We start from the raw sequence: 22,719 nt of genomic DNA on the forward strand, positions 1-22,719 counted from the left end.
AATGATCACGACCCCGCTGCTCGCCGTCACCCAGCAGCGCGCCGAAGAGCTGCTCGCGGACGACCCGATCTGGCTCATCCTGATCAAGATCGTGGCGCTGTTCCTGTTCGCGCTGATCATGCCGACGTTCTTGGTCGCCTGGGAGCGCAAGGTGGTCGGCCGGATGCAGCACCGGCCCGGCCCCAACCGGGTCGGCCCGAACGGCTGGCTGCAGGCCCTGGCCGACGCGCTGAAGATGGCGTTCAAGGAAGACATCATGCCGGCCAAGGCCGACAAGGTGGTGTTCTTCCTGGCGCCGGTGATCGCGGCCATCCCGGCCTTCCTGGCGCTGTCCGTGCTGCCGTTCGGCCCCGAGGTGTCCATCTTCGGCGAGCACACCGTGCTGCAGCTGGTGGACCTGCCGGTGGGCGTGCTGCTGGTGCTGGCCTGCTCCTCCATCGGGGTGTACGGCATCGTGCTGTCCGGCTGGTCGTCCGGCTCGCCGTACCCGCTGCTCGGCGCGCTGCGCTCGGCGGCGCAGGTGATCTCCTACGAGATCGCCATGGGGCTGTCCATCGTGGCGGTGATCCTCTACGCGGGCACGCTGTCCACCGCCGGGATCGTGGACGCCCAGCAGGGCGGCTGGTACTGCTTCCTGCTGATCCCCAGCTTCGCGGTCTTCTGCATCTCCATGGTCGGCGAGACCAACCGCGCCCCGTTCGACCTGCCGGAGGCGGAGTCCGAGCTGGTCGGCGGGTTCCACACCGAGTACTCCGCCTCGCTCAAGTTCGCCATGTTCTACCTGGCCGAGTACGTGAATATGGTGACCGTCTCGGCGATGGCCACCACGCTGTTCCTCGGCGGCTGGCACGCCCCGTGGCCGATCAGTGCGATCTGGGCCGGGGCGAACACCGGCTGGTGGCCGATCATCTGGTTCATGGGGAAGGTGCTGGCCTTCCTGTTCGTGTTCATCTGGCTGCGCGGCACGCTGCCCCGGCTGCGCTACGACCAGTTCATGCGGCTGGGCTGGCGCGGCCTGGTGCCGATGAGCCTGCTGTGGATCCTGATGATCTTCGCGGTGCGGGTGTGGAACTCGGCCGACCGGCCGTTCAGCGGGCCGATCGCGCTGGTCGCCGCCGGCATCCTGCTGGTCGCGCTGCTGGTCTTCGTGTCGATCATTCCCGAGCAGCGCAAGGCCGGGTCGCCCGAGGTGGAGCCGGTGTCCGACTACCCGGTGCCGCCGCTGGATCTCAAGGTGCCGACCACCCGGCCCCGGCACCGGCTGCGCGCCGCCGAGGCCACCGAGGCCGGTACGCCCGAGGCGCTCGCCGCCAGTTCGGGAGGAAAAGACGATGTTTGATTCGATCAAGGGCTTCGGCGTCACCTTCAGCACCATGTTCAAGAAGGTGGTCACCGAGGAATACCCGGAGGAGTTCTACCCCACGGCGCCCCGCTACCACGGCCGTCACCAGCTGAACCGGCATCCGGACGGGCTGGAGAAATGCGTGGGCTGCGAGCTGTGCGCCTGGGCCTGTCCGGCCGACGCGATCTTCGTGGAGGGCGGGGACAACACCGAGGAGGAGCGCTTCTCCCCGGGTGAGCGGTACGGCAAGGACTACCAGATCAACTACCTGCGCTGCATCGGCTGCGGGCTGTGCGTGGAGGCCTGCCCGACCCGATCCCTGACGATGATCAACTTCTACGAGCTGGCCGACGACGACCGGCAGCGGTTGATCTACACCAAGGAAGACCTGATGGCCCCGCTGTTGCCCGGGATGGAGCAGCCGCCGCACCCGATGCGCCTGGGTGACGACGAGCAGGCGTACTACGTGCAGGCCCCGGCCCAGGCAGCGGACCCGAACGTCGAAGACCAGGTAGGGGAGCAGGTCAAGTGATCACCACGCTGCTTGCCCAGGCCGCCGCGGTGGACACCGGCGGCCCGGTCGGCCTGGGCGAGGCCATCGCCTTCTGGGTGCTCGGCCCGGTGGCCCTGCTCGGCGCGCTGGGCATGGTGTTCGCCCGCAACGCGGTGCACTCCGCCCTCTTCCTGGTGCTGACCATGCTCTCGCTGGGCATGCTCTACCTGGTCCAGCAGGCGCCGTTCCTGGGCATGGTGCAGATCATCGTCTACACCGGCGCCGTGATGATGCTGTTCCTGTTCGTGCTGATGCTGGTCGGCCGGGACAGCTCGGACTCGGTGGTGGAGGTGCTGCGCGGGCAGCGGCTGGCCGCCGCCGTGTTCGGCATCGGGCTGATCGCGCTGCTGGTCGGCGGGCTGGCCGGGTCGCTGGTCTCGGTCACCCCGCGCGGGCTGGCCGGCCCCAACGGCAGCACCGCCGGCAACGTGGGCAGCATCGGGCAGCTGGTGTTCACCAAGTACCTGTTCGCCTTCGAGCTGACCTCCGCGCTGCTGATCACCGCCGCGCTGGGCGCCATGGTGCTGGCCTTCTCCCAGGCCCGGCACGAGGCCAAGCGCGACCAGCGGGCCATGGTCACCGCCCGGCTGCGCGGCGAGCACGCGCGGGTGTCCCCGCTGCCCGGCCCCGGCGTGTTCGCCACCGCCAACTCGGTGGCCACCCCGGCGCTGCTGCCGGACGGCTCGATCGCCCCGGAGTCGCTCTCCGAGATCATCGAGACCACTCCCGCGGAGATTCCAGCGATCCCCGAGGCGCCCGACGCGCACGCGCTCACCGGACGGGACAAGGCATGACCCCCACCTATTACCTGCTGCTCTCCGCGCTGCTGTTCGCCATCGGCGCGGTGGGCGTGCTGGTGCGCCGCAACGCCATCGTGGTGTTCATGTGCATCGAGCTGATGCTGAACGCGGTGAACCTCACCCTGGTCACCTTCGCGCGGATCAACGGCAACCTGGACGGCCAGGTCATGGCGTTCTTCGTGATGGTGGTGGCCGCGGCGGAGGTGGTGGTCGGCCTGGCCATCATCATGTCCATCTTCCGCACCCGCCGCTCGTCCTCGGTGGACGACTCGAACCTGCTCAAGTACTGACATGCCCCCATCCCATATCGCGGGTTCCCACACCCCATGTCGCGGGTTCCGCCAGTCCATGTCGCGGATTTCCGCGGCCTCGGGCCGGGTAGCGCGTCGTGCCTTCGGCGTCGGGCCGGGCTCGCCGTCCAGGCCGATCTTTGAACCCGACCCCGCGCTCAACGCCCGCCGCGGCACTCAACCGGCAGCGGTGAAAATCCGCGACATGGGCCGGCGAAACCCGCGATATGGCGAGTTTGTAGACACTCGAGGAGTCAACGCGTGATCAGCTCCCCAACACTCCTGGCGGCCGCCGAGGTCGCGCCGGCACACGGGGTCGGCTCGCTCGCCTGGCTGCTGTTCGTGCTGCCCGGGGCGAGCGCCGCCATCCTGTTCCTGGTCGGGCGCCGGGCCAACGCCTGGGGGCACCTGCTCGGCTGCCTGTCCGTGCTCGGCGCGTTCGCGGTGGGCGTCGCGCTGTTCCTGCAGTCGCTGGGCGCGGCCCCGGAGCAGCGGTCCACCGAGCTGAAGCTGTTCTCCTGGATCGCGGTCAGCTCGCTGCACGTGGACTTCGGGCTGCGCCTGGACCCGCTGTCGCTGACCTTCGTGCTGCTCATCACCGGGGTCGGCTCGCTGATCCACATCTACTCGATCGGCTACATGAGCCACGACGAGGGGCGGCGGCGGTTCTTCGCCCAGCTGAACCTGTTCGTCGCGGCCATGTTGCTGCTGGTCCTGGGCAACAACTTCGTGATGCTGTACCTGGGCTGGGAGGGCGTGGGCCTGGCGTCCTACCTGCTCATCGGCTTCTACCAGAACCGGCCCTCGGCGGCCACGGCGGCGAAGAAGGCCTTCCTGATGAACCGGGTCGGCGACGTCGGCCTGGCGCTGGCCATCTTCCTGATCTGGCAGCACCTGGGCACCGTGCAGTACACCGAGGTGTTCGCCCGGGTCGGCGAGCTGGGCTCCGGCACCACGCTGGCCATCTGCGTGCTGCTGCTGCTCGGCGCCTGCGGCAAGTCCGGCCAGTTCCCGCTGCAGGCGTGGTTGCCGGACGCCATGGAGGGCCCGACGCCGGTCTCCGCGCTGATCCACGCGGCAACCATGGTCACCGCCGGCGTCTACCTGGTCGCCCGGTGCAACCCGATCTACAACGTGTCGGCCGACGGGCGGTTGATCGTGGCCCTGATCGGCACGATCACCCTGGTGATCGGGGCGATCATCGGGTGCGCCTATGACGACATCAAGAAGGTGCTGGCGTACTCCACGGTCAGCCAGATCGGCTACATGATGCTCGGCGTGGGCCTCGGCCCGGCCGGCTACGCGCTGGGCCTGATGCACCTGCTCACCCACGGCTTCTTCAAGGCCGGACTGTTCCTCGGCGCCGGCTCGGTGATGCACGGCATGAACGACAACGTGGACATGCGCCACTACGGCGGGCTGTGGCGCCACATGCCGGTCACCGCGGTCACCTTCGGGCTGGGCTACCTGGCGCTGATCGGGTTCCCGTTCCTGTCCGGGTACTACTCCAAGGACGCGATCATCGAGGCGGCCGCCGCCCAGCCCGGCTGGCGCGGCGTGCTGATGGGCGGGCTGGCCATGCTGGCCGCCGGGCTCACCGCGTTCTACATGACCCGCCTGGTGTGCATGACCTTCTTCGGCGAAAAGCGCTGGAAGGACCTGAAGTCGCCGGACGGCAAGGAGTACCACCCGCACGAGTCTCCGGCCGTGATGACCCTGCCGATGGTGCTGCTGGCCTTCGGCTCGGTCGGCGCCGGCGCGTTCTTCTTCTTCGACGAGCGGCTGGCCACCTGGCTGGCCCCGACCGTCGGCGAGCTGCAGGAACAGCACGGCCACGCGGTGCTCTCGCACAGCACGGTGGCCAACGGCACGCTGGTGCTGTCCGCGCTGGGCGTGGTGGTCGCCTACCTGCTGATCGGCCGGCGGGCCGTTCCGGTGGAACGGCCGGAGCCGGTGTCCCTGCCGGTGCGCGCCGCCCGCAAGGACCTGTACGCCAACGCGATCAACGAGGCGCTCATCGCCCGCCCCGGCACCTGGCTGACCCGGGCGCTGGTGTTCGTGGACAACAAGGGCGTCGACGGGCTGGTGAACGGGATCGCCGCGCTGCTCGGCGGCACCTCCGGCCGGATGAGACGCTTCCAGACCGGATTCGTGCGCTCCTACGCGATGACCATGCTCGGCGGCGGGGTGCTGCTCATCGCGGCGCTGATGGCCGTCCGCTTCGGGATCCAGTGAGGCATTGGTGACTCAAACGCAGAACTACCTGTTGCTGGTCCTCCTGCTGCTGCCGCTGGTCGGCTCGGTGGTGGTGGCCCCGATGCGGGACCGGCCGGGCGCCGCCAAGGCGGTCGCGCTGACCATCGCCCTGGGCGAGCTGGCGCTCACCGCGCTGGCCTGGTTCTCCTACTCGGTGAGCGCTGCGACCGCCGGCACCCGCTTCCAGCTGGTGTTCGACATCCCGTGGATCCCGGCCTTCGGCACCCGGATCACCCTGGGCATCGACGGCATCGCGCTGGTCATGCTGGCGCTGATCGCGGTGCTGGTGCCGATCGTGATGGGCTCCTCCTGGGCGGACAAGCTGCCCGAGGGCCGCACCCCGGCCGGCTTCTACTCGCTACTGCTGGCCACCCAGGCCACCCTGGTCGGCGTCTTCGCGGCCACCGACGTGTTCCTGTTCTACGTGTTCTTCGAGGCCATGCTGATCCCGATGTACTTCCTGATCGGGCGGTTCGGCGGCCCGAAGCGGCAGTACGCGGCGGTCAAGTTCTTCCTGTACTCGCTGCTCGGCGGGTTGATCATGCTGGCCTCGGTGATCGGGCTGTACGTGGTCTCCGGCAGCCGGCTGCCGGACGGCGGCACGTTCAGCTGGAGCGAGCTGCAGCGGCTGGCCGCTTCGGTGCCGGAGTCGGTGCAGATCTGGCTGTTCATCGGCTTCTTCGTGGCGTTCGCCATCAAGGCGCCGCTGGTGCCGCTGCACACCTGGCTGCCGGACGCCGGTGCCGAGGCGCCGATCGGGGCCGGCGTGCTGCTGGTCGGCGTGCTGGACAAGGTCGCCACCTTCGGCTTCCTGCGCTACTGCCTGCCGCTGTTCCCGGCCGCGTCCAAGACGCTGGCGCCGCTGGTGCTCACCCTCTCGGTGATCGGCATCATCTACGCGGCGCTGCTGGCTACGGGGCAGAACGACCTGAAGCGGTTCGTGTCGTACACCTCGATCGCCCACTTCGGGTTCATCGCCATGGGGATCTTCGCGTTCTCCACCCAGGCGTTCGCCGGCGCGGTGCTGTACATGGTCAACCACGGCATCACCACCGGCATGCTGTTCATCACGGTGGGCATGCTGATCGCCCGGGGCGGCTCCCGCCTGATCTCCGACTACGGCGGCGTGGTGAAGCTGACCCCGGCGCTGGCCGGCGCGTTCCTGGTCGCCGGGCTGGCCTCGCTGGCGCTGCCGGGCACCAACTCGTTCGTCAGCGAGTTCCTGGTGTTGATCGGGTCCTTCCCCCGCGAGCCGGTGTACACGATCATCGCCACGGTCGGCATCATCTTCGCCGCGCTGTACGTGCTGTGGGTCTACCAGCGGGTGTTCCAGGGGCCGGTGCGGGGTGACGCGGTGCTGGCCTCGGTGCCGGGCCCCGGCACGATGACCGACCCGGCCGCGCCGGCGACGAGGAGCACCTTCACCGACCTGGACAAGCGCGAGCTGGGAGTGCTCACCCCGCTGGTATTGCTGGTGCTGCTGCTCGGCTTCTTCCCCGGCCCGGTGCTGGACGTGATCAATCCTTCGGTTACCGCCACGATGCACGAGGTCGGCCTGGCCGATCCGGTGCTCGCCAGCGCGGGACACATCCTCAATGGGGGAAACCGGTGAACCTGACCATTCCTTCGGTCGCGTACTTCGCGCTGTCACCGGTGCTGGTGGTGCTCGGCGCGGCGTGCCTGGGCGTGCTGGTGGAGGCCTTCCTGCCGCGCCCGCAGCGGTGGGCGGTGCAGGTCACGCTGACCCTGTCCGCGCTGGTCGCGGCGGGTGTGCTGCTCGGCGCGTACGCCTCGCAGGGCGGCCCGCCGGTGAAGACGCTGTCCGACGCGCTGGCCATCGACCCGCCCACGCTGTTCATGTGGGGAACCCTGCTGGCGTTGTCGCTGGGTGGGGTGCTGCTCATCGCCGACCGCTCGGTGGAGCCGGGCGGGGCGTTCATCACCGACGCGGCCGGTGCGCCGCCGGCCGGTGCGCCCCAGGACCGGATCACCGCCGGCCGGTTCGGCATGCAGACCGAGGTGCTGCCGCTGACCCTGTTCGCCATCGGCGGCATGATGACCTTCTGCGCCGCCAACGACCTGCTCACCATGTTCGTCGCCCTCGAGGTGCTGAGCCTGCCGCTGTACCTGATGTGCGGCCTGGCCCGGCGGCGCCGGCTGCTGTCCCAGGAGGCGGCGGTCAAGTACTTCCTGCTCGGGGCGTTCGCCTCGGCGTTCTTCCTGTACGGGCTGGCGCTGCTGTACGGCTACGCCGACTCGGTGAAGCTGTCCGACATCGCCACCGCGTCCGCCGCCACCGACCGTTCGGACACGCTGTTGTTCGGCGGGCTGGCGCTGCTGCTGATCGGGCTGCTGTTCAAGGCGGCGGTGGGGCCGTTCCACACCTGGACCCCGGACGTCTACCAGGGCGCGCCCACGCCGGTGACGGCGTTCATGTCGGCGGCGACCAAGGTGGCCGCGTTCGGCGCGATCCTGCGGGTGCTGTCGGTCGGCTTCGCGGCCACCCGGTGGGAGTGGCGCGGTGTGCTGTGGGCGGTGGCGATCATCTCGATGGTGATCGGCGCGGTGATCGGTCTCACCCAGACCGACGTGAAGCGGATGGTCGCCTACTCGTCCATCGCGCACGCCGGGTTCATCCTGATCGGCGCGATCGCGATCACCGAGAAGGGGCTGTCGGGGACGCTGTTCTACCTGCTCACCTACGGGTTCACCTCGCTGGCCGTGTTCGGCGTGATCTCGTTGGTGCGGGACGGCAACGGCGAGGCCACCCACCTGTCCCAGTGGGCCGGGCTGGCCAAGCGCTCGCCGGTGACGGCGGCGGTCATGTCGTTCCTGTTGCTCGCTCTGGCCGGCATCCCGCTGACCAGCGGGTTCACCGGCAAGTTCGCGGTGTTCTCGGCGGCGCTGGCCGACGGCATGGTGCCGCTGGTGATCGTCGCACTGATCGCCAGCGCGGTGGCCGCGTTCTTCTATCTGCGGGTGATCGTGCTGATGTACTTCTCCGAGCCGGCGGCCGACGGCCCCACGGTGACCGTGCCCGGCGCGTTCACCACCGCCGCGATCACCCTCGGCGTACTGATCACCTTGGTCCTCGGCGTCGCGCCGACGCTGGCCTTAACGTGGGCCGGCGGCGGCCAGTTCGTAAGCTGAACGGCGTGCAGGCTTCCAACGGGATCTACCGCGTTTCCGGGATCGACTTCGTCGACCCGGGGTTGGCCGAGGCGATCGACAGCGGATTGAAGCGGGTCGAGGATCTGCTGCACGCGGAGGTGCAGAGCGGGTTCGAGTTCGTCACCGAAACCTCTCTGCACCTGATCTCGGCCGGGGGCAAGCGGTTCCGGCCGCTGTTCACGCTGCTCTCGGCGCAGATCGGGCCGCGTGGCGACTCGCCCGACGTGGTCACGGCGGCCGCCGCCGTCGAGCTGGTGCACCTGGCCACGCTGTACCACGACGACGTGATGGACTCGGCCACCATGCGCCGGGGCGCGCAGAGCGCCAACGTGCGCTGGGACAACTCGGTGGCCATCCTCACCGGGGACTACCTGTTCGCCCATGCCTCCCGGCTGGTCGCCGACCTGGGGCCGGACGCGGTGCGGGTCATCGCGGAGACGTTCGCCGCACTGGTCACCGGGCAGATGCGGGAAACTCGCGGACCCGGCTCCGGGGACGACGCGGTGGAGCACTACCTGGCCGTGGTCGCGGAGAAGACCGGTTCGCTGATCGCCACCGCCGGCCGGTACGGCGGCACGTTCTCCGGCTGCCCGCCGGAGCAGGTCGCCGCGCTGCACCGGTTCGGCGAGATCATCGGCACCGCGTTCCAGGTGTCCGACGACGTGATCGACATCGCCTCGCCGGAGGAGAGCTCGGGCAAGACCCCGGGCACCGACCTGCGCGAGGGCGTGGCCACGCTGCCCATGCTGTACGCGCTGCGCGAGCCCGGAGCGGACCGGCTGCGCGAGCTGCTCGCCGCCCCGATCACCGAGGACGCGCTGGTGGACGAGGCGCTCGACCTGCTGCGCACCGGCAAGGGCCTGGACCAGGCCCGCGAGACCCTGGCCGAGCAGGCCGCCGCCGCCCGTACCGAGCTGGAAACCCTTCCCGCCTGCCCCGCCCGCGACGCACTGGCCTCGCTCACCCACTACGTGGTCGACCGCACGGGCTGAACCGGCCCGGCTCTCCCCACCCCGCGAGTCGGGGATTGGGGTACGGCGAGTCGGGGATTCAGGTACGCCTGGCGCGGGTTGTTGAGGCGAACGCTGTGGCTGTCCGATCATGGTGACCGCGTCCATCGTGTCTATCTCGGCGAGCAGGCCCGTTCCAAGCTGAACCGAGCCGAGCACGCTTCCCCAGGTTCTCGATGAAGGCGCACCGCACCCATGCGGCCCCGTACCTGAATCCCCGACTCGCTGTACCCCAATCCCCGACTCGCTGTACCTGAATCCCCGACTCGCGGGTCTGGGTCGGGGATTGGGCTAGACCTGGGGTGGTGGGGTTGCGCGGGCGCGGCCCAGCCAGAGGTCGATGGTGAAGATGACCAGGGCCGTCCAGACCAGGGCGAAGCCGGCCCACTTGAGCGCCGGCACCGGCTCGTGGTTGACCAGCCAGCCCCAGAGGAACTGCATGGTCGGGGTCAGGTACATCAGCGTGCCCAGGGTGGCCAGGGGGATCCGCCGGGCCGCCGCGCCGAACAGCAGCAGGGGAACCGCCGTGACCGGCCCGCCGGCGATCAGCAGCGCGGTGTGCCAGGCGCCCTCCCCGAAGGTCGAGTGTCCGGCCGTGCCGAGCCAGGCCAGGTAACCGAAGGCGACCGGGCCGAGCACCAGGCCCTCGGCGGTCAGGCTGGCCGTGGACGGCAGCGGCACGGTCTTCTTCAGCAGCCCGTAGACGCCGAACGACGTGGCCAGCGCGAGCCCGAGCCAGGGCACCCGCCCGTTCTGCACGGTCAGCACGACCACCGCCACGAACGCCAGCCCCAATGCCACCCACTGGCCCGCGCGCAGCCGCTCCCGCAGCACCAGCAACCCGAGCAGGACGCTGACCAGCGGGTTCATGTAGTAGCCCAGGGCGACCTCCACGACGTGGTTGATCTGCACGCCGTAGATGAACACGCCCCAGTTCACCGCGATGGCCAGCGCCGACGCGGTCACCACCAGCCAGCCCCGCGCGGACAGCCGCCGCACCTGGGGCCAGCCGCGCAGCAGCGCCAGCACCCCGGCCATGAGGATCATGGTCCAGGCGATCCGATGCGCCAGGATCTCCCACGGCCCGGCCGGCGCCATAAGCGCCCAGAACGCGGGGAACAGGCCCCACATCGCGTAGGCGGCGGCCCCGAGTCCGACGCCTCGGGCGTCTACTCCGCCGGCGGATCGGGTGACGGGTTGGAGGTCCGTGCGCGAAGAACTGGCCACGGTCTCCATCGGAACACGCCGGGCCGGGCGTTGTCGCCGTGATTCGTGCGGCTAAGGTACCGCCCGTAGCGAGCGGATCACCCTGGGTGAGGGCGGTGGCGATGGTGCGTCGTTGGACGGTGTTCGCCCTGGCGGTGATTTTCGTGCTGCTGGCCGCCCCGGGGCAGGCCGCCGCCGCGCCGCCGCTCGGCCACCCCCCGGCGGGCGGCGAGATCGAGCAGCGCTACACCGAGCCCGGCCCGTACGAGGTGACCCGCGAGGACGTCACCGACCCGGCCAGCGGCGGCCGGTTCGCGCTGTTCCTGCCCGAGGGCGGTGACCACAAGTACCCGATCGTCACCTGGGGCAACGGCACCGGCGCGCGACCGGACAACTACGAGTCGGTGCTGCGGCACCTGGCCTCGTGGGGTTTCGCGGCGATCGACTCGTACAGCTCGCAGACCGGCTCGGGCACCGAGATCCTGGCCGGCGCGAAGTACCTGCTGCGGCGCAACGACGACGGCGATGACCCGCTGCACGACCGCCTGGACCCGGACCGGGTCGCGGCGGTCGGCCACTCCCAGGGCGCGACTGGCGTCCTGAACGCCAACCGGTTGGCCGACGGCGCCATCATCACCACCGTGCCGATCGGGCTGCCGACCGCGGCCAGCGGCGCCGGCCTGGTCCCGCTGCCGGCGAACGTCCATGACCTGACCGGGCCGACGTTCTTCATCGCCGGCGGCCTGGACCTGTTGATCTGCCCGCCGTCCGGCATCCTCGCCGCGTACCGGGACACCGACGGCCCGGCGGCGGTGGCCACCCGGCGCGAGGCCGAGCACATCCTGCTGGTGCAGACCACGGTCGGCTACGTCACCGCCTGGCTGCGCTACCAGCTCGCCGACGACCCGGACGCGGCGCGCGCCTTCGTCGGCTCCTCGCCGGAGATCCGGCACAACCCGCTGTGGACCGACCAGGCCAGCAAGGACCTGCCGCCGGCCGGGGAGACCGACTAGCCTTCCGCCGCTCGCCCGGCGGTGCCGGTGGTTCGGGCCATCCGGGTGAGCAGGGTGTCCAGCATCGAGTCGTCGGCCGGCCAGGGGAAGTATGGGACGGTGAGCCGCAGGGTGGCGTAGCCGTGCAGGCCGACCCACAGCGCGGTGGCGTCGGCGACCGGGTCATGGCTGGCGGACTGCCCCGCCGCGGCGCAGTCCTCGATGCCTTCGACCAGGATGCCGAACGCCTTGCCGCCGATCATGGTGCGCACGGAGTCGGCTTTCGGGATGCCGTCGGCGCTGCGGTTGCGGCCGAAAAGCACCTGGTAGCGGCCGGGTCGCTGCTCCGCGAAGGCGAGGTAGCCGGCGCAGTGGGCCCGCAGCCGGGCCGTCGGGTCGGTCACGCCCACCCCGGCCCCGCTGACCGCCGTGTAGAGGTCCACGAACGCCTCCTCGACCACGGCTTCCAGGATCGCCTCGCGGTGCGGGAAGTGGGCGTAGATGGCGTTCGCGGAGATTCCGACCTCGCGCGCCACGGCCCGCAGCGTGATCGCGTCCTCCGATCCGCTCCGCTCCAGCAACTCGGAAGCCCCGGTGAGGATGTCCTCGCGCAACTGTGCGCCTTCCCCTCGGCGGTTGCGCTGCCGCCTGGGGGTGGATGACTTCACGCCCGTGACTTTACACCCGTGAAGTTGTCCTCTACTGTACGTGCGTGTATTCACAGCTGTGAAGTTATCGATGGCTCACGCGCGTCCCGACGGAGTGAACGGAGCGGAGCATGCTCGACCAGGTCAAAGTCGATCAGACGCGGGCACTGGGCCCGTTGGACGTGCTGTCGCGGGCGCTTGCGCAGGCCGGCGAGATGACGCTGTTGTTCGGGTCGGTGGCGCGCAGCATCGCGGTACGGCCGGTGGGGTTCTGGGGCGAGGTGCTCGACCTGATGATCCAGATCCTGCGGCGGTGCTGGCTGCCGATGGTGATATCGACGACGGCGTTCGGGTTCGGCGCCCCGGGCCTGCAGGCCGCGAACTTCTTCACGCTGTTCGGGATACCGGAGCGGCTCGGCGCCTTCTTCATCATGGCCAGCGTGCGGGAGTTCGCTCCGTGGATCAATGCCATGGTGGTGGCCGGGGTGGTGGGTACCGCGATCACCGCCGACCTGGGCGCCCGGCGGATTCGCGAGGAATTCGACGCGATGGAGGTGCTCGGGGTCGACCCGATCCGCTCGGTGATCGTCCCCAGGGTCGTCGCGGTCACCTTGATGACCGGCCTGATGGACATCGTCGCGCTGGTGTTCGGCGTACTCGGCGGGTGGTTGGCCGCCATCTGGATGGGAGCCAGCTCGGCCGCCTTCTACGCGAACTTCTGGGCCAACTCCACGCCCACCGACCTCTGGGGCGGCGTGGTGAAGACGTTCCTCTTCGGCCTCATCATCGCCGTGGTGTGTTGCTACAAGGGCTATCGCGCCGTGGGCGGGCCGGCCGGGGTCGGCCGTGCGGTCAACCAGGCGGTGGTCATCGCGTTCGCCGCGATCTACGCGACCAACTACGTGTTCACCGCCCTGCTGCTCGGACTCAACCCGTACATCCAGGTCTACCGATAGGGGTGGCGACCGTGACCAGAATCGACGACGCGTCCCGCCCGGCGTCGGCCGCGCGTGAGGTGGTCGCGTCAACCGGCGAGGTCATCCGTTTCGCCGGGACGGTGCTGCGTGATCTGCCGAAGGTGCGCGGGTTCGGCGCCGAGGTGCTGCAACAGGCGGCGGTGTTGGTGCTGTCCAGCGGACTGATCATCTGGGCGATGGAGTTCATCATCGGCACGATGTGCGGCACCGAGGCCAGCTACACGCTCAAGCAGATCGGTGCGCCGCTCTATTCCGGGGTGTTCAACGCCTGGTGCGGCCTGCGCGAGCTCGCCCCGTACATGTGGGGCTACATATTTGCCGCGAAGGTCGGCTGCGGACTGGTCGCCGAACTGGGCTCGATGCGGATCGCCGACGAGATCGACGCGATGGAGGTCATGGGCATCAACGCCCGGGTCTACCTCGTGGGCACTCGTGTCCTGGCGTCCTGGCTGGCGATCCCGTTCCTGTTCACCGTCGGCATAGGCGTCATGTTCGTCGCCGAGTACCTGGTCACGGTGGCCATCCTGGGAGATGTTTCGCCGGGCGGTTACCTGTACAACTTCTGGCTGTTCCAGAATCCCGCCGACTTCCTGTACTCCCAGGCCAAAGCCCTGGTCATGGGCACCGTCATCGTGCTGGTCGGCTGCTACTACGGGTTCACCGCCAGCGGCGGCCCCAACGGGGTCGGCGGGAACACCGCCAAGTCAATGATGGTCAACATGGTGCTCATTCACATCGTCGGTGTTCTCGGAACCCAGCTGTTCTGGGGCGCCGACCCCAACGCACCCATCTCCAACTGAGGGAGACCCGTGTCGGAAAACGCCGTGCGCAATGGTCGCTACACCGCCGAACTGGACGACGAGGGCATCGTCGTTCTCCTGATCGGCATGCGATTCAACCGCTGGTGGCGAATGGACAAATGGTGGTTCGTCGTCGCCGGCATGTACCGCATGGTCCAGTACCTGCGTCAGGCCGACGACGGCCTCCTCAACACCCACGTGTGGGTCGGCCGCACCCCGTTGCTCGTGCAGTACTGGCGCAGCCTCGACGAGCTGAACGCCTTCGCCGCCGACCCGCACGCGCCGCATGCCAGGACGTGGCGCGACTTCAACCGGCGCGTCGCCGGTGACGGTACGGTCGGCATCTTCCACGAGACCTACCGGATCGTGCCCGGGCAGTCCGAAGCGATGTACGTCAACATGCCCCGGTTCGGCCTCGGCGGGGCGGCCCGGTCCGTGGCGGTCGACGCCACGCGGCACACCGCGCGGCAGCGGATGGACCGGCAGCGCCGCTCGGTGCGCACTGATATATCGAACCCTTGAGTAGTCTTATACGCTTATGTGGTGAGCACAACTAAGGGAACTGCCCAAGGCTGGGCGCTCCCGCTGTCGGTGCTCATCATCGGCACGTTCATGTCGGTGCTGGACACCACGATCGTGAACGTCGCCATCCCGAAGATGCAGACCGGGCTTGGCGCCCCGCCGGACGACATCGAGTGGGTGGCCACCGGCTACACGCTGGCCCTCGGCGTGGTCGTGCCGCTCACCGGCTGGCTGGGCGACCGCATCGGCAAGACCAACCTGTACATCTGGGCGATGGTCGGGTTCGCCGCCACGTCGGTGCTCTGCGGGCTGGCCTGGGACCTGCCCAGCATGATCGCTTTCCGCATCCTGCAGGCGATCCCCGGCGGCCTGCTGCCGGTGGTGTCGATGACCCTGCTCTACCAGATCGTGCCGCCGGCCCGGATAGGTTCGGCGATGGGCATGTACGGGCTCGGCGTGGTGGTCGCGCCGTCGGTCGGGCCGGTGCTCGGTGGTTATCTGGTGCAGTACGTGGATTGGCGGCTGATCTTCTACATCAACGCGCCGGTCGGGCTGCTCGGCACCGCCGCCGCGCTCGCCGTGTTGCCCCGGAGCCGGCCCACCCAATGGCCCCGGTTCGACCTGTGGGGCTTCGTCACCATCGCCTACGGGCTGTTCGCGCTGCTCCTGGTGACCTCGGAGGGGCAGAGCTGGGGCTGGGACGGCTACCGCATCCGCATGCTGCTGATCAGCGGCGTGCTCAGCCTGGCCACCTTCGTGGTGATCGAGCTGGAGGTGGACAACCCGCTGATCGACCTGCGGGTCTTCCGCCGCTGGCCGTACCTGAACTCGATCCTGCTGATGAGCATCATGATGGTGGGCAGCTTCACGGCGATGTACTTCATCCCGCAGTTCCTGCAGAACGTGCAGGGACTGCAGGCGCTGGACGCCGGGCTGACCATGGTGCCGTCGGCGCTGGTGCTGCTGGTGATGATGCCGGTCGCCGGGCGGTTGTACGACCGGTTCGGGCCGCGCTGGCCGGTAGTGATCGGGGTGTCCGTGGCCGCCTACGCCTCGTTCCTGCTGGCCGGGCTGACCCCGGGCACGCCCCGGTTCGACGTGATCATGTGGACCTGCATCCGCAACTTCGGCACCGGCCTGGCCATGATGTCGGTGATCACCTCGGGGCTGGCCTCGCTGGCTCCGGCGCTGACCGCCTCGGCCAGCGGCATGAACAACATCATGCAGCGGGTCTCGTCCAGCGTGGCGGTGGCGGTGTTCAGCAGCCTGGGCGTGGCCGCGTCCGCCCAGCTGATGAGCGACCGGAGCGCGCTGCTGGACACCGGGGCGCAGGCGTTGCCCGAGGTCGCCGCCGCCACCGAGCGCGGCCCCGAGGGCCTGATGGGGCTCTACCAGATGCTGCACCGGGGCGTGCAGACCGAGACCTACAACAACGGCTTCTACATCGCCGCACTGATGAGCACCGCCGGCATCCTGCTCGCCCTGACCCTGCGCTCCGGCCCGGCGCGCAGGACAACCGCCCAGCCGACCGGCCCGGCGGGTGCCCCGGAGACCCGCGCCGAACCGGCCGCCGTGGAAGCCTAGGGGCTAGTCGACGGTCCAGGTGTCCTTGCCGCGCAGCAGCGCGGACAGGTCGGCCGGCTTGGTGGCCTTGGCCTCGGCGACCTGAGCGCGGGCTCCGTCGTCGTAGGCGGGCCGCTGCACGGAGCGGAACACGCCGGTGACGGTGTGGGTGAGGTCCTGGTCGGACAGGCGCGACAGGGCGAACGCGAAGCTCGGGTCCTCCCGGGTGGCGTCGTGCACGACGATGGCGTCCTCGCCGACCTCGGCCACCGGGGCCACGCGCAATCCGTAGCCGTCCTCGGACCGGACCACGCCGAACTCGCCGTCCGCGCCGAACCGGATGGGCTCGCCGTGCCGCAGCGGGATGAGCCGCTGCTTGGACTCCTCGCCGCCCCGGCGGATCACGTCGAACGCGCCGTCGTTGAAGATCGGGCAGTCCTGGTAGATCTCCACGAACGAGGTGCCCCGGTGCTGCGCGGCGGCGCGCAGGATCTCGGTCAGCTCGGCCCGGTTGGCGTCGATGGCCCGCGCGGCGAACGAGGCCTCCGCGCCGAGGATCAGCGACAACGGGTTGAACGGCTGGTCCAGCGAACCCATGGGGGTGGACTTGGTGACCTTGCCGACCTCCGAGGTCGGCGAGTACTGGCCCTTGGTCAGCCCGTAGATCCGGTTGTTGAACAGCAGCACGGTCATGTTCACGTTGCGCCGCACGGCGTGGATGATGTGGTTGCCGCCGATGGACAGCGCGTCCCCGTCACCGGTGACCACGAACACCGACAGGTCCGGCCGGGTCACCGCCAGCCCGGTGGCGATCGTCGGCGCGCGCCCGTGGATGGAGTGCATGCCGTAGGTGTCCAGGTAGTACGGGAACCGCGACGAGCAGCCGATGCCGGAGACGAACACCATGTTCTCCCGGCGCAGCCCCAGCGAGGGCAGGAAGGAGCGCACGGCGGCCAGCACGGCGTAGTCGCCGCAGCCGGGGCACCAGCGCACCTCCTGGTCGGACGTGAAGTCCTTGGCGGTCTGTTTCTCGTCGGTGGTCGGGATTCCTTGCAGGCCGCCGATCGACGGCAGGCCCAGCTCCACAGCGGTCACAGGAGGTCCCCCTTGAGTGCGTCCAGGAACAGGTCCTGCAGTTCCTCGGCCTTGAACGGCAGCCCGGACACCTTGGTGTAGGACTTGATGTCGACCAGGTAGCGGCCGCGCAGGAGCAGCGCCATCTGGCCCAGGTTCATCTCCGGGACCAGCACGGTCTTGTAGGCGCGCAGCACCTCGGCCAGGTTGGCCGGCATCGGGTTGAGGTGGCGCAGGTGGGCCTGCGCAATGGAGTGGCCCAGGCCGCGCACCCGCCGGCAGCCGGCGCCGATCGGGCCGTAGGTGGAGCCCCAGCCGAGCACCAGCAGTTCGGCGTCGCCGTCCGGGTCGTCCACGGTCAGGTCGGGCACCGGGATATGGTCGATCTTGGCCTGGCGCAGCCGGGTCATCCGGTCGTGGTTGTCCGGATCGTAGGAGATGGAGCCCTTGCCGTCGGCCTTCTCCAGGCCGCCGATGCGGTGCTCCAGGCCCGGCGTGCCGGGGATCGCCCACGGCCGGGCCAGGGTGTCGTCGTCCCGCTTGTACGGCCAGAACTCACCGGAGTCGTCGGGTGCGTTCGGCTCGGTGGCGAAGCCCGGGTCGATGCGCGGCAGCGCCTCCACGTCCGGCACCCGCCACGGCTCGGAGCCGTTGGCCAGCGAGCCGTCGGAAAGGATCATCACCGGGGTGCGGTAGGTGACCGCGATCCGGGTGGCCTCCAGCGCCGCGTCGAAGCAGTCGCCGGGCGAGCGGGGCGCGATGATCGGCAGCGGCGACTCGCCGTTGCGGCCGTACATGGCCTGCAGCAGGTCGGACTGCTCGGTCTTGGTGGGCAGCCCGGTGGACGGGCCGCCGCGCTGCACGTCCACGATCAGCAGCGGCAGCTCCAGCGCCACGGCCAGGCCGGCTGCCTCGGACTTCAGCGAGATGCCCGGGCCCGAGGTGGTGGTCACGCCCAGCGCGCCGCCGAACGAGGCGCCGATCGCCGAACCGATGCCGGAGATCTCGTCCTCGGCCTGGAACGTGGTCACGCCGAAGGCCTTGTGCTTGGACAGCTCGTGCAGGATGTCCGAGGCCGGGGTGATCGGGTACGAGCCGAGGAACACCGGCAGCCCGGACTGCTGGCCGGCCGCCACGATGCCGTACGCGAGCGCGGTGTTGCCAGTGATCTGCCGGTAGGTGCCGGTGTCCAGCCGGGCCGGCGCCACCTCGTAGGTGACCGCGAAGGCCTCGGTGGTCTCGCCGTAGTTCCAGCCGGCCCGGAAGGCCAGGATGTTCGCCTCGGCCAGGTCGGGGCGGCGGGCGAACTTCTCCCGCAGGAAGCGCTCGGTGCCCTCGGTCGGCCGGTGGTACATCCAGCACAGCAGGCCCAGCGCGAACATGTTCTTGGACCGCTCGGCGTCCTTCTTGGACAGCTCGGTGTCGGCCAGTGCGCCCCGGGCCAGGGTGGCCATCGCCACGCTGTACACGGTGTAGGCGGACAGCGAGTCGTCCTCGAGCGGGTTGGCGTCGTAGCCGACCTTGGTCAGGTTCCGCTTGATGAAGTCGTCGGAGTTGGCGATCAGGATCCCGCCGTGCGGCAGGTCGTCGATGTTCGCCTTCAACGCCGCCGGGTTCATCGCCACCAGCACGTCCGGCCGGTCGCCCGGGGTCAGGATGTCGTAGTCGGCGAAGTGCAGCTGGAACGACGACACGCCGGGCAGGGTGCCCTGTGGGGCGCGGATCTCGGCCGGGAAGTTGGGCAGTGTGGCCAGGTCGTTCCCGAATGCGGCCGCCTCCGAGGTGAACCGGTCGCCGGTCAGCTGCATGCCGTCACCGGAGTCACCGGCGAACCTGATCACCACCCGCTGGCGCTTCTGCACCTCCCGGCGGTGGCCGTTGGTGCTTCCAGCGACATCGGCAGGGCGGGAGTTCCCGTTGGACGCGGGGCCACCGGTATCAGACTCTGCGTCGGCCTCGACGGTGCTGTCCGGGATGCTCATGGTGTCGTCTTCCAGTAATCGGTTGTAACGAGGACGCCTACTTTCGAGGGTAGTCCTCGCTAACTTGGGTGTCGGTATCGACTAGGTACACATCACATCGATGTTCCATGTTCCGGAACGCCGAGTGAACGGATGCCGGCCGTCACTTCTTCGAAACCTTGCCCTGCAGGGCGGCCAGCCGCTCGGCGAAGGCGGGTGACTCGAGCGAGGCGATCTGCGCCCGCAGCTCCACCTCCACCGCGTCGCGCTGCGCGCCGAGGCCGGCCGTCACCCGCATGTTCCGCTTGGTGGTGACCGCCAGGTCGCGGGGGGCGCCGGCGGCCCGCGCGGCCAGCTCGACCGCCACCTCCAGCGCGTCCTCCGGCTCGGCGACGGAGCGCCAGACCAGGCCGGCCCGCTGAGCCTCTTCGGCGTCCAGGTTGTCGCCGAACAGGGTCACGGCGGCGGCGCCCTGCGGGCCCAGGATCCGCTGGATCATCCAGGTGTAGCCGCCCCCGGGGTGCAGGCCGAGGTCCATGAAGCGGGAGATGAAGCGCGCCCTCGGCCCGGCGATGCGCACGTCACAGGCCAGCGCGAGGTTCATCCCGGCGCCGACCGCCGCGCCATTGACCGCCGCCACGGTGGGCAGCGTGCAGTCCGCGACGGCCAGGAAGCCCTGGTAGATGGCGCGCAGGCCGGCCTCCTTGGAGGCACCCAGCTGGCTCAGGTCGGCGCCGGCGCAGAACCCGGGGGCCTGCCCGGTGATGACCACCGCGCCGACCTCCTCGTTCGCCTCCGCCGCGTGTACCGCGCTCACCAGGCCCTCGGCCAGGTCCAGTGCCATGGCGTTGCGCCGGGCCGGATCGGAGACCGTGATCACCGCCACGCGGTCGCGCAGCTCGGTGAATACGCCCCGTTCGGGTGTCCCGTTCTCAGCCATGCCTGGCATCTTCTCTCAGGCCGATGATCTCTGCCGTTCGGGTCGGGAAAATCACTTGCGGCCGGCCCGGAGTGGCGGAACCGGGCCGGTTGGCCGATCGTTCACCGCGTGGAAGGAAGTGACGCACGATGCACAACCACCACGTGAACGGTCTCAAGACCGCCGTCCTGCTGGGCGGCATGAGCGCCCTGGTACTGCTGGTCGGCGGGCTGTTCGGCCGTACCGGACTGGTCATCGCGGTGGTCGCCGCGCTGGGCATGAACGCCTACGCCTACTTCAACTCGGACAAGCTGGCGCTGCGCGCGATGCACGCCCGGCCGGTCACCGAGGCCGAGCAACCGGCGATGTACCGCATCGTGCGCGAGCTGGCCAGCACCGCCCGCCAGCCCATGCCCCGGCTGTACGTGAGCCCCACCGAGGCGCCGAACGCGTTCGCCACCGGGCGCAACCCGCGCAACGCGGCGGTCTGCGCGACCACCGGCATCCTGCGCCTGCTGGACGAGCGGGAGCTGCGCGGCGTGCTCGGGCACGAGCTGTCCCACGTCTACAACCGGGACATTCTCATCTCCTGCGTGGCCGGCGCGCTGGCCTCCATGGTCAGCTTCATGGCCAACTTCGCCATGTTCGCGTCGATCTTCGGCGGGGGCGACGAGGACCGCCCGAACCCGATCGCCATGATGCTGGTCGCGCTGCTCGGGCCGATCGCCGCCGCGGTGGTGCAGATGGCGGTCAGCCGCTCCCGCGAGTACCAGGCCGACGCCAGCGGCGCCGAGCTGACCCGTGACCCGCTGGCCCTGGCCTCCGCGCTGCGCAAGCTCCAGTACGGCACCCAGGCCGCGCCTCTGCCGCCGGACCCGAAGCTGGTCTCCCAGTCCCACCTGATGATCGCCAGCCCGTTCCGCCCCGGCGAGGCGATGACCAAGATGTTCTCCACCCACCCGCCGCTGGAGGACCGCATCCGCCGGCTCGAGCAGATGGCCCGCGGCTACTGACCCGAACCGGCCCGGCTCGGTGCGCGGTGCCGGTTCGAAGACCGGCTTGGACGGCGCGGCCTGAGTGGTCTGTCGCGGCTTGGGTGGCGCCCGTTGCGTTTCGTCCGGCTTGGCTTGCCGGTCGGCTACGGTTTGTGACGGTTGGGTGGGGGTTCGGCCGGATTCGGTTCGTCGAGATCGACGTGAGTCTGCTTGATCTCGGAGCTGACCAGACTGCTGTCGATGTCGATGGGGGAGCCCTCGAGCTGGCCGGTCTCGGCGCCCGGAATCGTTACGGTGCGTAACGATCAAGCCCTGACCAGGCCCGCCCGACCGGACGGGCGGCACCCGCACCGCGGTAGATCGCCAGGCCGCGCCGTCCAAGACGATCTTTAGAACCGGCACCGCTCACGGCTGAAGCCGGCGCCGGGTGGCTACCGGCTCAGGCGGAGAATCCGGGCGCTCCGGGGGGCGTCGGCGTCCGTGGGGGCGGCGCGCAGGCTCAGCCGCGAGATGTCGTGGAACAGGCCGGACAGCTCGGCGGCCGTGGCGCGGGCCTCGGCGGGACCCCGGCGGTACGCGTGCACCAGGTTCTCCAGCGTCTGAAGCAGGTGCTCCACGGTGTCCGGGTGGCGGGCCAGCGCGTCCACCATGCCGATGAAGAAGTACCGCTCGACGGCGGTCAACAGAATTCGCGCCTCCGCCGGCTCGCCCCCGGCCGCCGGCCGCAGCAGCCGGAGCAGGAAGTCGATCGTCGACGGGTAGCGGGTGTGCAGCGGCTGCCGGTGGATCTGCCGGGGGCGCGCGGCGAGCGGCCGGACCAGCGCGAGGTCGTCGGCCCGCGAGCTGGCGTGCGCGTAGAGGCCGGGCAGCAACAGGTGCATCAGCCGGGTGATGTCCGCCGCCTCGGCCGGGTTGAGCGGGGCGACCCTGAGCACCGATGACCGGTCGGTGACCAGCAGGCCCTCGGCCAGCACCGGTTCCAGCAGCCGGCGCAGCCCGGTGGGGCGGACGCCCAGCCGGTCGGCCTCCAGGTCCAGTGAGATCCGGGTGCCCGGCCCTACCGTGCCGGCCCGGATTCCGCCGGCCAACCGGTCGACGTACCGCCGGGCCTCGGCGACCGCGCCGATGGCGTGCACGGTGGCGATCGAGTTCGGCATGGCCCGGTTATACAGGTAAATCCGGTCGACGGCTGCCCGGTAGCCCGCCAAAGTAGGCCCGATGGACGATCGTTACGAGGTGGACGACGACCCGGGCCGGATCGACGTGGACGCGGTGACCGCCTACCTGCGCGCCGAGGTCTACTGGGCCCGGTGGCGCACCGACGACGTGATCCGGGCCCAGATCCGGGACGCCTGGCGCGTGGTCGGCGCGTATGCCCCGGACGGTGCGCAGGTCGGATTCGCCCGGGCTTGGTCCGACGGCCACGCCTCGGCCTACCTGGCCGACGTCTACGTGCTGGACGAGCACCGGGGCCACGGACTGGGCAAGGCGCTGGTGCGCAAGATGATCGACGACGGACCGGGCGCGAAGTTCCGCTGGATGCTGCACACCGAGGACGCGCACGGGCTGTACCGGCAGTTCGGCTTCGCCCCCGGCGGCCACATGTACTTGGAACGCCCCAGCGCCCGCGGCGCCTAGCCC

Annotated in this window: 21 protein-coding genes; 15 read left to right on the top strand and 6 right to left on the bottom strand. The window is 69.9% G+C overall.

Annotated features, from left to right (window positions below):
* The first annotated feature begins 1 nt into the window (after position 1).
* From nuoH to ABEB12_RS14610, 8 genes are all read left to right on the top strand, one after another.
* Positions 2–1,339, top strand: coding sequence for an NADH-quinone oxidoreductase subunit NuoH (gene nuoH, locus ABEB12_RS14575; RefSeq protein ID WP_185063986.1), 1,338 nt, complete (start codon positions 2–4; stop codon positions 1,337–1,339).
* Positions 1,332–1,874, top strand: coding sequence for an NADH-quinone oxidoreductase subunit NuoI (gene nuoI, locus ABEB12_RS14580; RefSeq protein ID WP_185063987.1), 543 nt, complete (start codon positions 1,332–1,334; stop codon positions 1,872–1,874). Before nuoH ends, nuoI begins: the two co-directional genes overlap by 8 nt.
* Positions 1,871–2,689, top strand: coding sequence for an NADH-quinone oxidoreductase subunit J (locus ABEB12_RS14585; protein WP_425572247.1), 819 nt, complete (start codon positions 1,871–1,873; stop codon positions 2,687–2,689). Before nuoI ends, ABEB12_RS14585 begins: the two co-directional genes overlap by 4 nt.
* A complete protein-coding gene (gene nuoK / locus ABEB12_RS14590; protein WP_185063988.1) occupies positions 2,686–2,985 on the top strand; it encodes an NADH-quinone oxidoreductase subunit NuoK in 300 nt (99 codons plus the stop codon). The genes ABEB12_RS14585 and nuoK overlap by 4 nt, the downstream gene beginning before the upstream one ends.
* Before the next feature lie 264 nt (positions 2,986–3,249).
* Entirely contained in the window at positions 3,250–5,220 is a 1,971-nt protein-coding gene (gene nuoL, locus ABEB12_RS14595; protein ID WP_425572251.1) for an NADH-quinone oxidoreductase subunit L, read from the top strand.
* Positions 5,221–5,227: 7 nt separating this feature from the next.
* Positions 5,228–6,853 carry an NADH-quinone oxidoreductase subunit M gene (locus ABEB12_RS14600; RefSeq protein WP_345702820.1) on the top strand — a complete coding sequence of 542 codons (1,626 nt, stop codon included), beginning with the start codon at positions 5,228–5,230 and terminating at the stop codon, positions 6,851–6,853.
* Positions 6,850–8,391, top strand: a complete 1,542-nt coding sequence (nuoN, locus tag ABEB12_RS14605; protein ID WP_185063989.1) for an NADH-quinone oxidoreductase subunit NuoN — start codon at positions 6,850–6,852, stop codon at positions 8,389–8,391. Before ABEB12_RS14600 ends, nuoN begins: the two co-directional genes overlap by 4 nt.
* 5 nt (positions 8,392–8,396) lie before the next feature.
* The gene (locus tag ABEB12_RS14610; protein WP_425572248.1) at positions 8,397–9,404 is read left to right on the top strand and encodes a polyprenyl synthetase family protein; all 1,008 of its coding nucleotides are present in this window, start codon (positions 8,397–8,399) and stop codon (positions 9,402–9,404) included.
* A gap of 309 nt (positions 9,405–9,713) precedes the next feature.
* On the opposite strand, the gene rarD is transcribed toward ABEB12_RS14610, so the two are convergent.
* A complete protein-coding gene (gene rarD / locus ABEB12_RS14615) occupies positions 9,714–10,649 on the bottom strand; it encodes an EamA family transporter RarD (RefSeq protein WP_345702821.1) in 936 nt (311 codons plus the stop codon).
* A 95-nt stretch (positions 10,650–10,744) separates the two neighbouring features.
* Between rarD and ABEB12_RS14620 the strand changes: the two genes are divergently transcribed.
* A complete protein-coding gene (locus ABEB12_RS14620) occupies positions 10,745–11,641 on the top strand; it encodes an alpha/beta hydrolase (RefSeq protein ID WP_185063991.1) in 897 nt (298 codons plus the stop codon).
* Here the strand turns inward: ABEB12_RS14620 and ABEB12_RS14625 are convergent.
* Complete coding sequence (locus ABEB12_RS14625) at positions 11,638–12,288, bottom strand: WHG domain-containing protein (protein ID WP_185063992.1); 651 nt, start codon at positions 12,286–12,288, stop codon at positions 11,638–11,640. The two genes, ABEB12_RS14620 and ABEB12_RS14625, sit on opposite strands and share 4 nt — an antisense overlap.
* A gap of 110 nt (positions 12,289–12,398) precedes the next feature.
* On the opposite strand from ABEB12_RS14625, the gene ABEB12_RS14630 reads away from it, so the two are divergent.
* From ABEB12_RS14630 to ABEB12_RS14645, 4 genes are read left to right on the top strand one after another with little or no spacing between them, the layout of a single operon-like run.
* Positions 12,399–13,223: an ABC transporter permease gene (locus ABEB12_RS14630; RefSeq protein ID WP_221498483.1), complete on the top strand. Its 825-nt coding sequence runs from the start codon at positions 12,399–12,401 to the stop codon at positions 13,221–13,223.
* A gap of 11 nt (positions 13,224–13,234) precedes the next feature.
* Positions 13,235–14,044 carry an ABC transporter permease gene (locus ABEB12_RS14635; RefSeq protein WP_345702822.1) on the top strand — a complete coding sequence of 270 codons (810 nt, stop codon included), beginning with the start codon at positions 13,235–13,237 and terminating at the stop codon, positions 14,042–14,044.
* 9 nt (positions 14,045–14,053) lie between these two features.
* Positions 14,054–14,566, top strand: coding sequence for a monooxygenase family protein (locus ABEB12_RS14640; RefSeq protein WP_185063993.1), 513 nt, complete (start codon positions 14,054–14,056; stop codon positions 14,564–14,566).
* Between the two features lie 21 nt (positions 14,567–14,587).
* Positions 14,588–16,150 carry a DHA2 family efflux MFS transporter permease subunit gene (locus ABEB12_RS14645; RefSeq protein WP_185063994.1) on the top strand — a complete coding sequence of 521 codons (1,563 nt, stop codon included), beginning with the start codon at positions 14,588–14,590 and terminating at the stop codon, positions 16,148–16,150.
* Positions 16,151–16,153: 3 nt separating this feature from the next.
* Here ABEB12_RS14645 and ABEB12_RS14650 read toward each other — a convergent pair whose 3' ends face one another.
* The 3 genes from ABEB12_RS14650 to ABEB12_RS14660 all read right to left on the bottom strand — a co-directional run bounded on the left by ABEB12_RS14650 (position 16,154) and on the right by ABEB12_RS14660 (position 20,104).
* On the bottom strand, positions 16,154–17,224 hold the full coding sequence (locus ABEB12_RS14650) for a thiamine pyrophosphate-dependent enzyme (protein WP_185063995.1): 1,071 nt from the start codon (positions 17,222–17,224) through the stop codon (positions 16,154–16,156).
* Positions 17,221–19,185, bottom strand: coding sequence for a 2-oxoacid:acceptor oxidoreductase subunit alpha (locus ABEB12_RS14655; protein WP_185063996.1), 1,965 nt, complete (start codon positions 19,183–19,185; stop codon positions 17,221–17,223). The genes ABEB12_RS14650 and ABEB12_RS14655 overlap by 4 nt, the downstream gene beginning before the upstream one ends.
* 142 nt (positions 19,186–19,327) lie before the next feature.
* Positions 19,328–20,104: an enoyl-CoA hydratase gene (locus tag ABEB12_RS14660; RefSeq protein WP_185063997.1), complete on the bottom strand. Its 777-nt coding sequence runs from the start codon at positions 20,102–20,104 to the stop codon at positions 19,328–19,330.
* A gap of 128 nt (positions 20,105–20,232) precedes the next feature.
* On the opposite strand from ABEB12_RS14660, the gene htpX reads away from it, so the two are divergent.
* Positions 20,233–21,096, top strand: a complete 864-nt coding sequence (gene htpX, locus ABEB12_RS14665) for a zinc metalloprotease HtpX (protein WP_185063998.1) — start codon at positions 20,233–20,235, stop codon at positions 21,094–21,096.
* A 413-nt stretch (positions 21,097–21,509) separates the two neighbouring features.
* Here htpX and ABEB12_RS14670 read toward each other — a convergent pair whose 3' ends face one another.
* Positions 21,510–22,235: a GntR family transcriptional regulator gene (locus tag ABEB12_RS14670; protein ID WP_185063999.1), complete on the bottom strand. Its 726-nt coding sequence runs from the start codon at positions 22,233–22,235 to the stop codon at positions 21,510–21,512.
* A gap of 61 nt (positions 22,236–22,296) precedes the next feature.
* Here ABEB12_RS14670 and ABEB12_RS14675 point away from each other — a divergent pair, with 61 nt between their 5' ends.
* The gene (locus tag ABEB12_RS14675; protein ID WP_185064000.1) at positions 22,297–22,716 is read left to right on the top strand and encodes a GNAT family N-acetyltransferase; all 420 of its coding nucleotides are present in this window, start codon (positions 22,297–22,299) and stop codon (positions 22,714–22,716) included.
* Positions 22,717–22,719: the final 3 nt, after the last annotated feature.

This window comes from Actinospineispora eucalypti, assembly GCF_039543365.1.
In the GTDB taxonomy this organism is placed as follows: Bacteria; Actinomycetota; Actinomycetes; order Mycobacteriales; family Pseudonocardiaceae; genus Pseudonocardia; species Pseudonocardia eucalypti.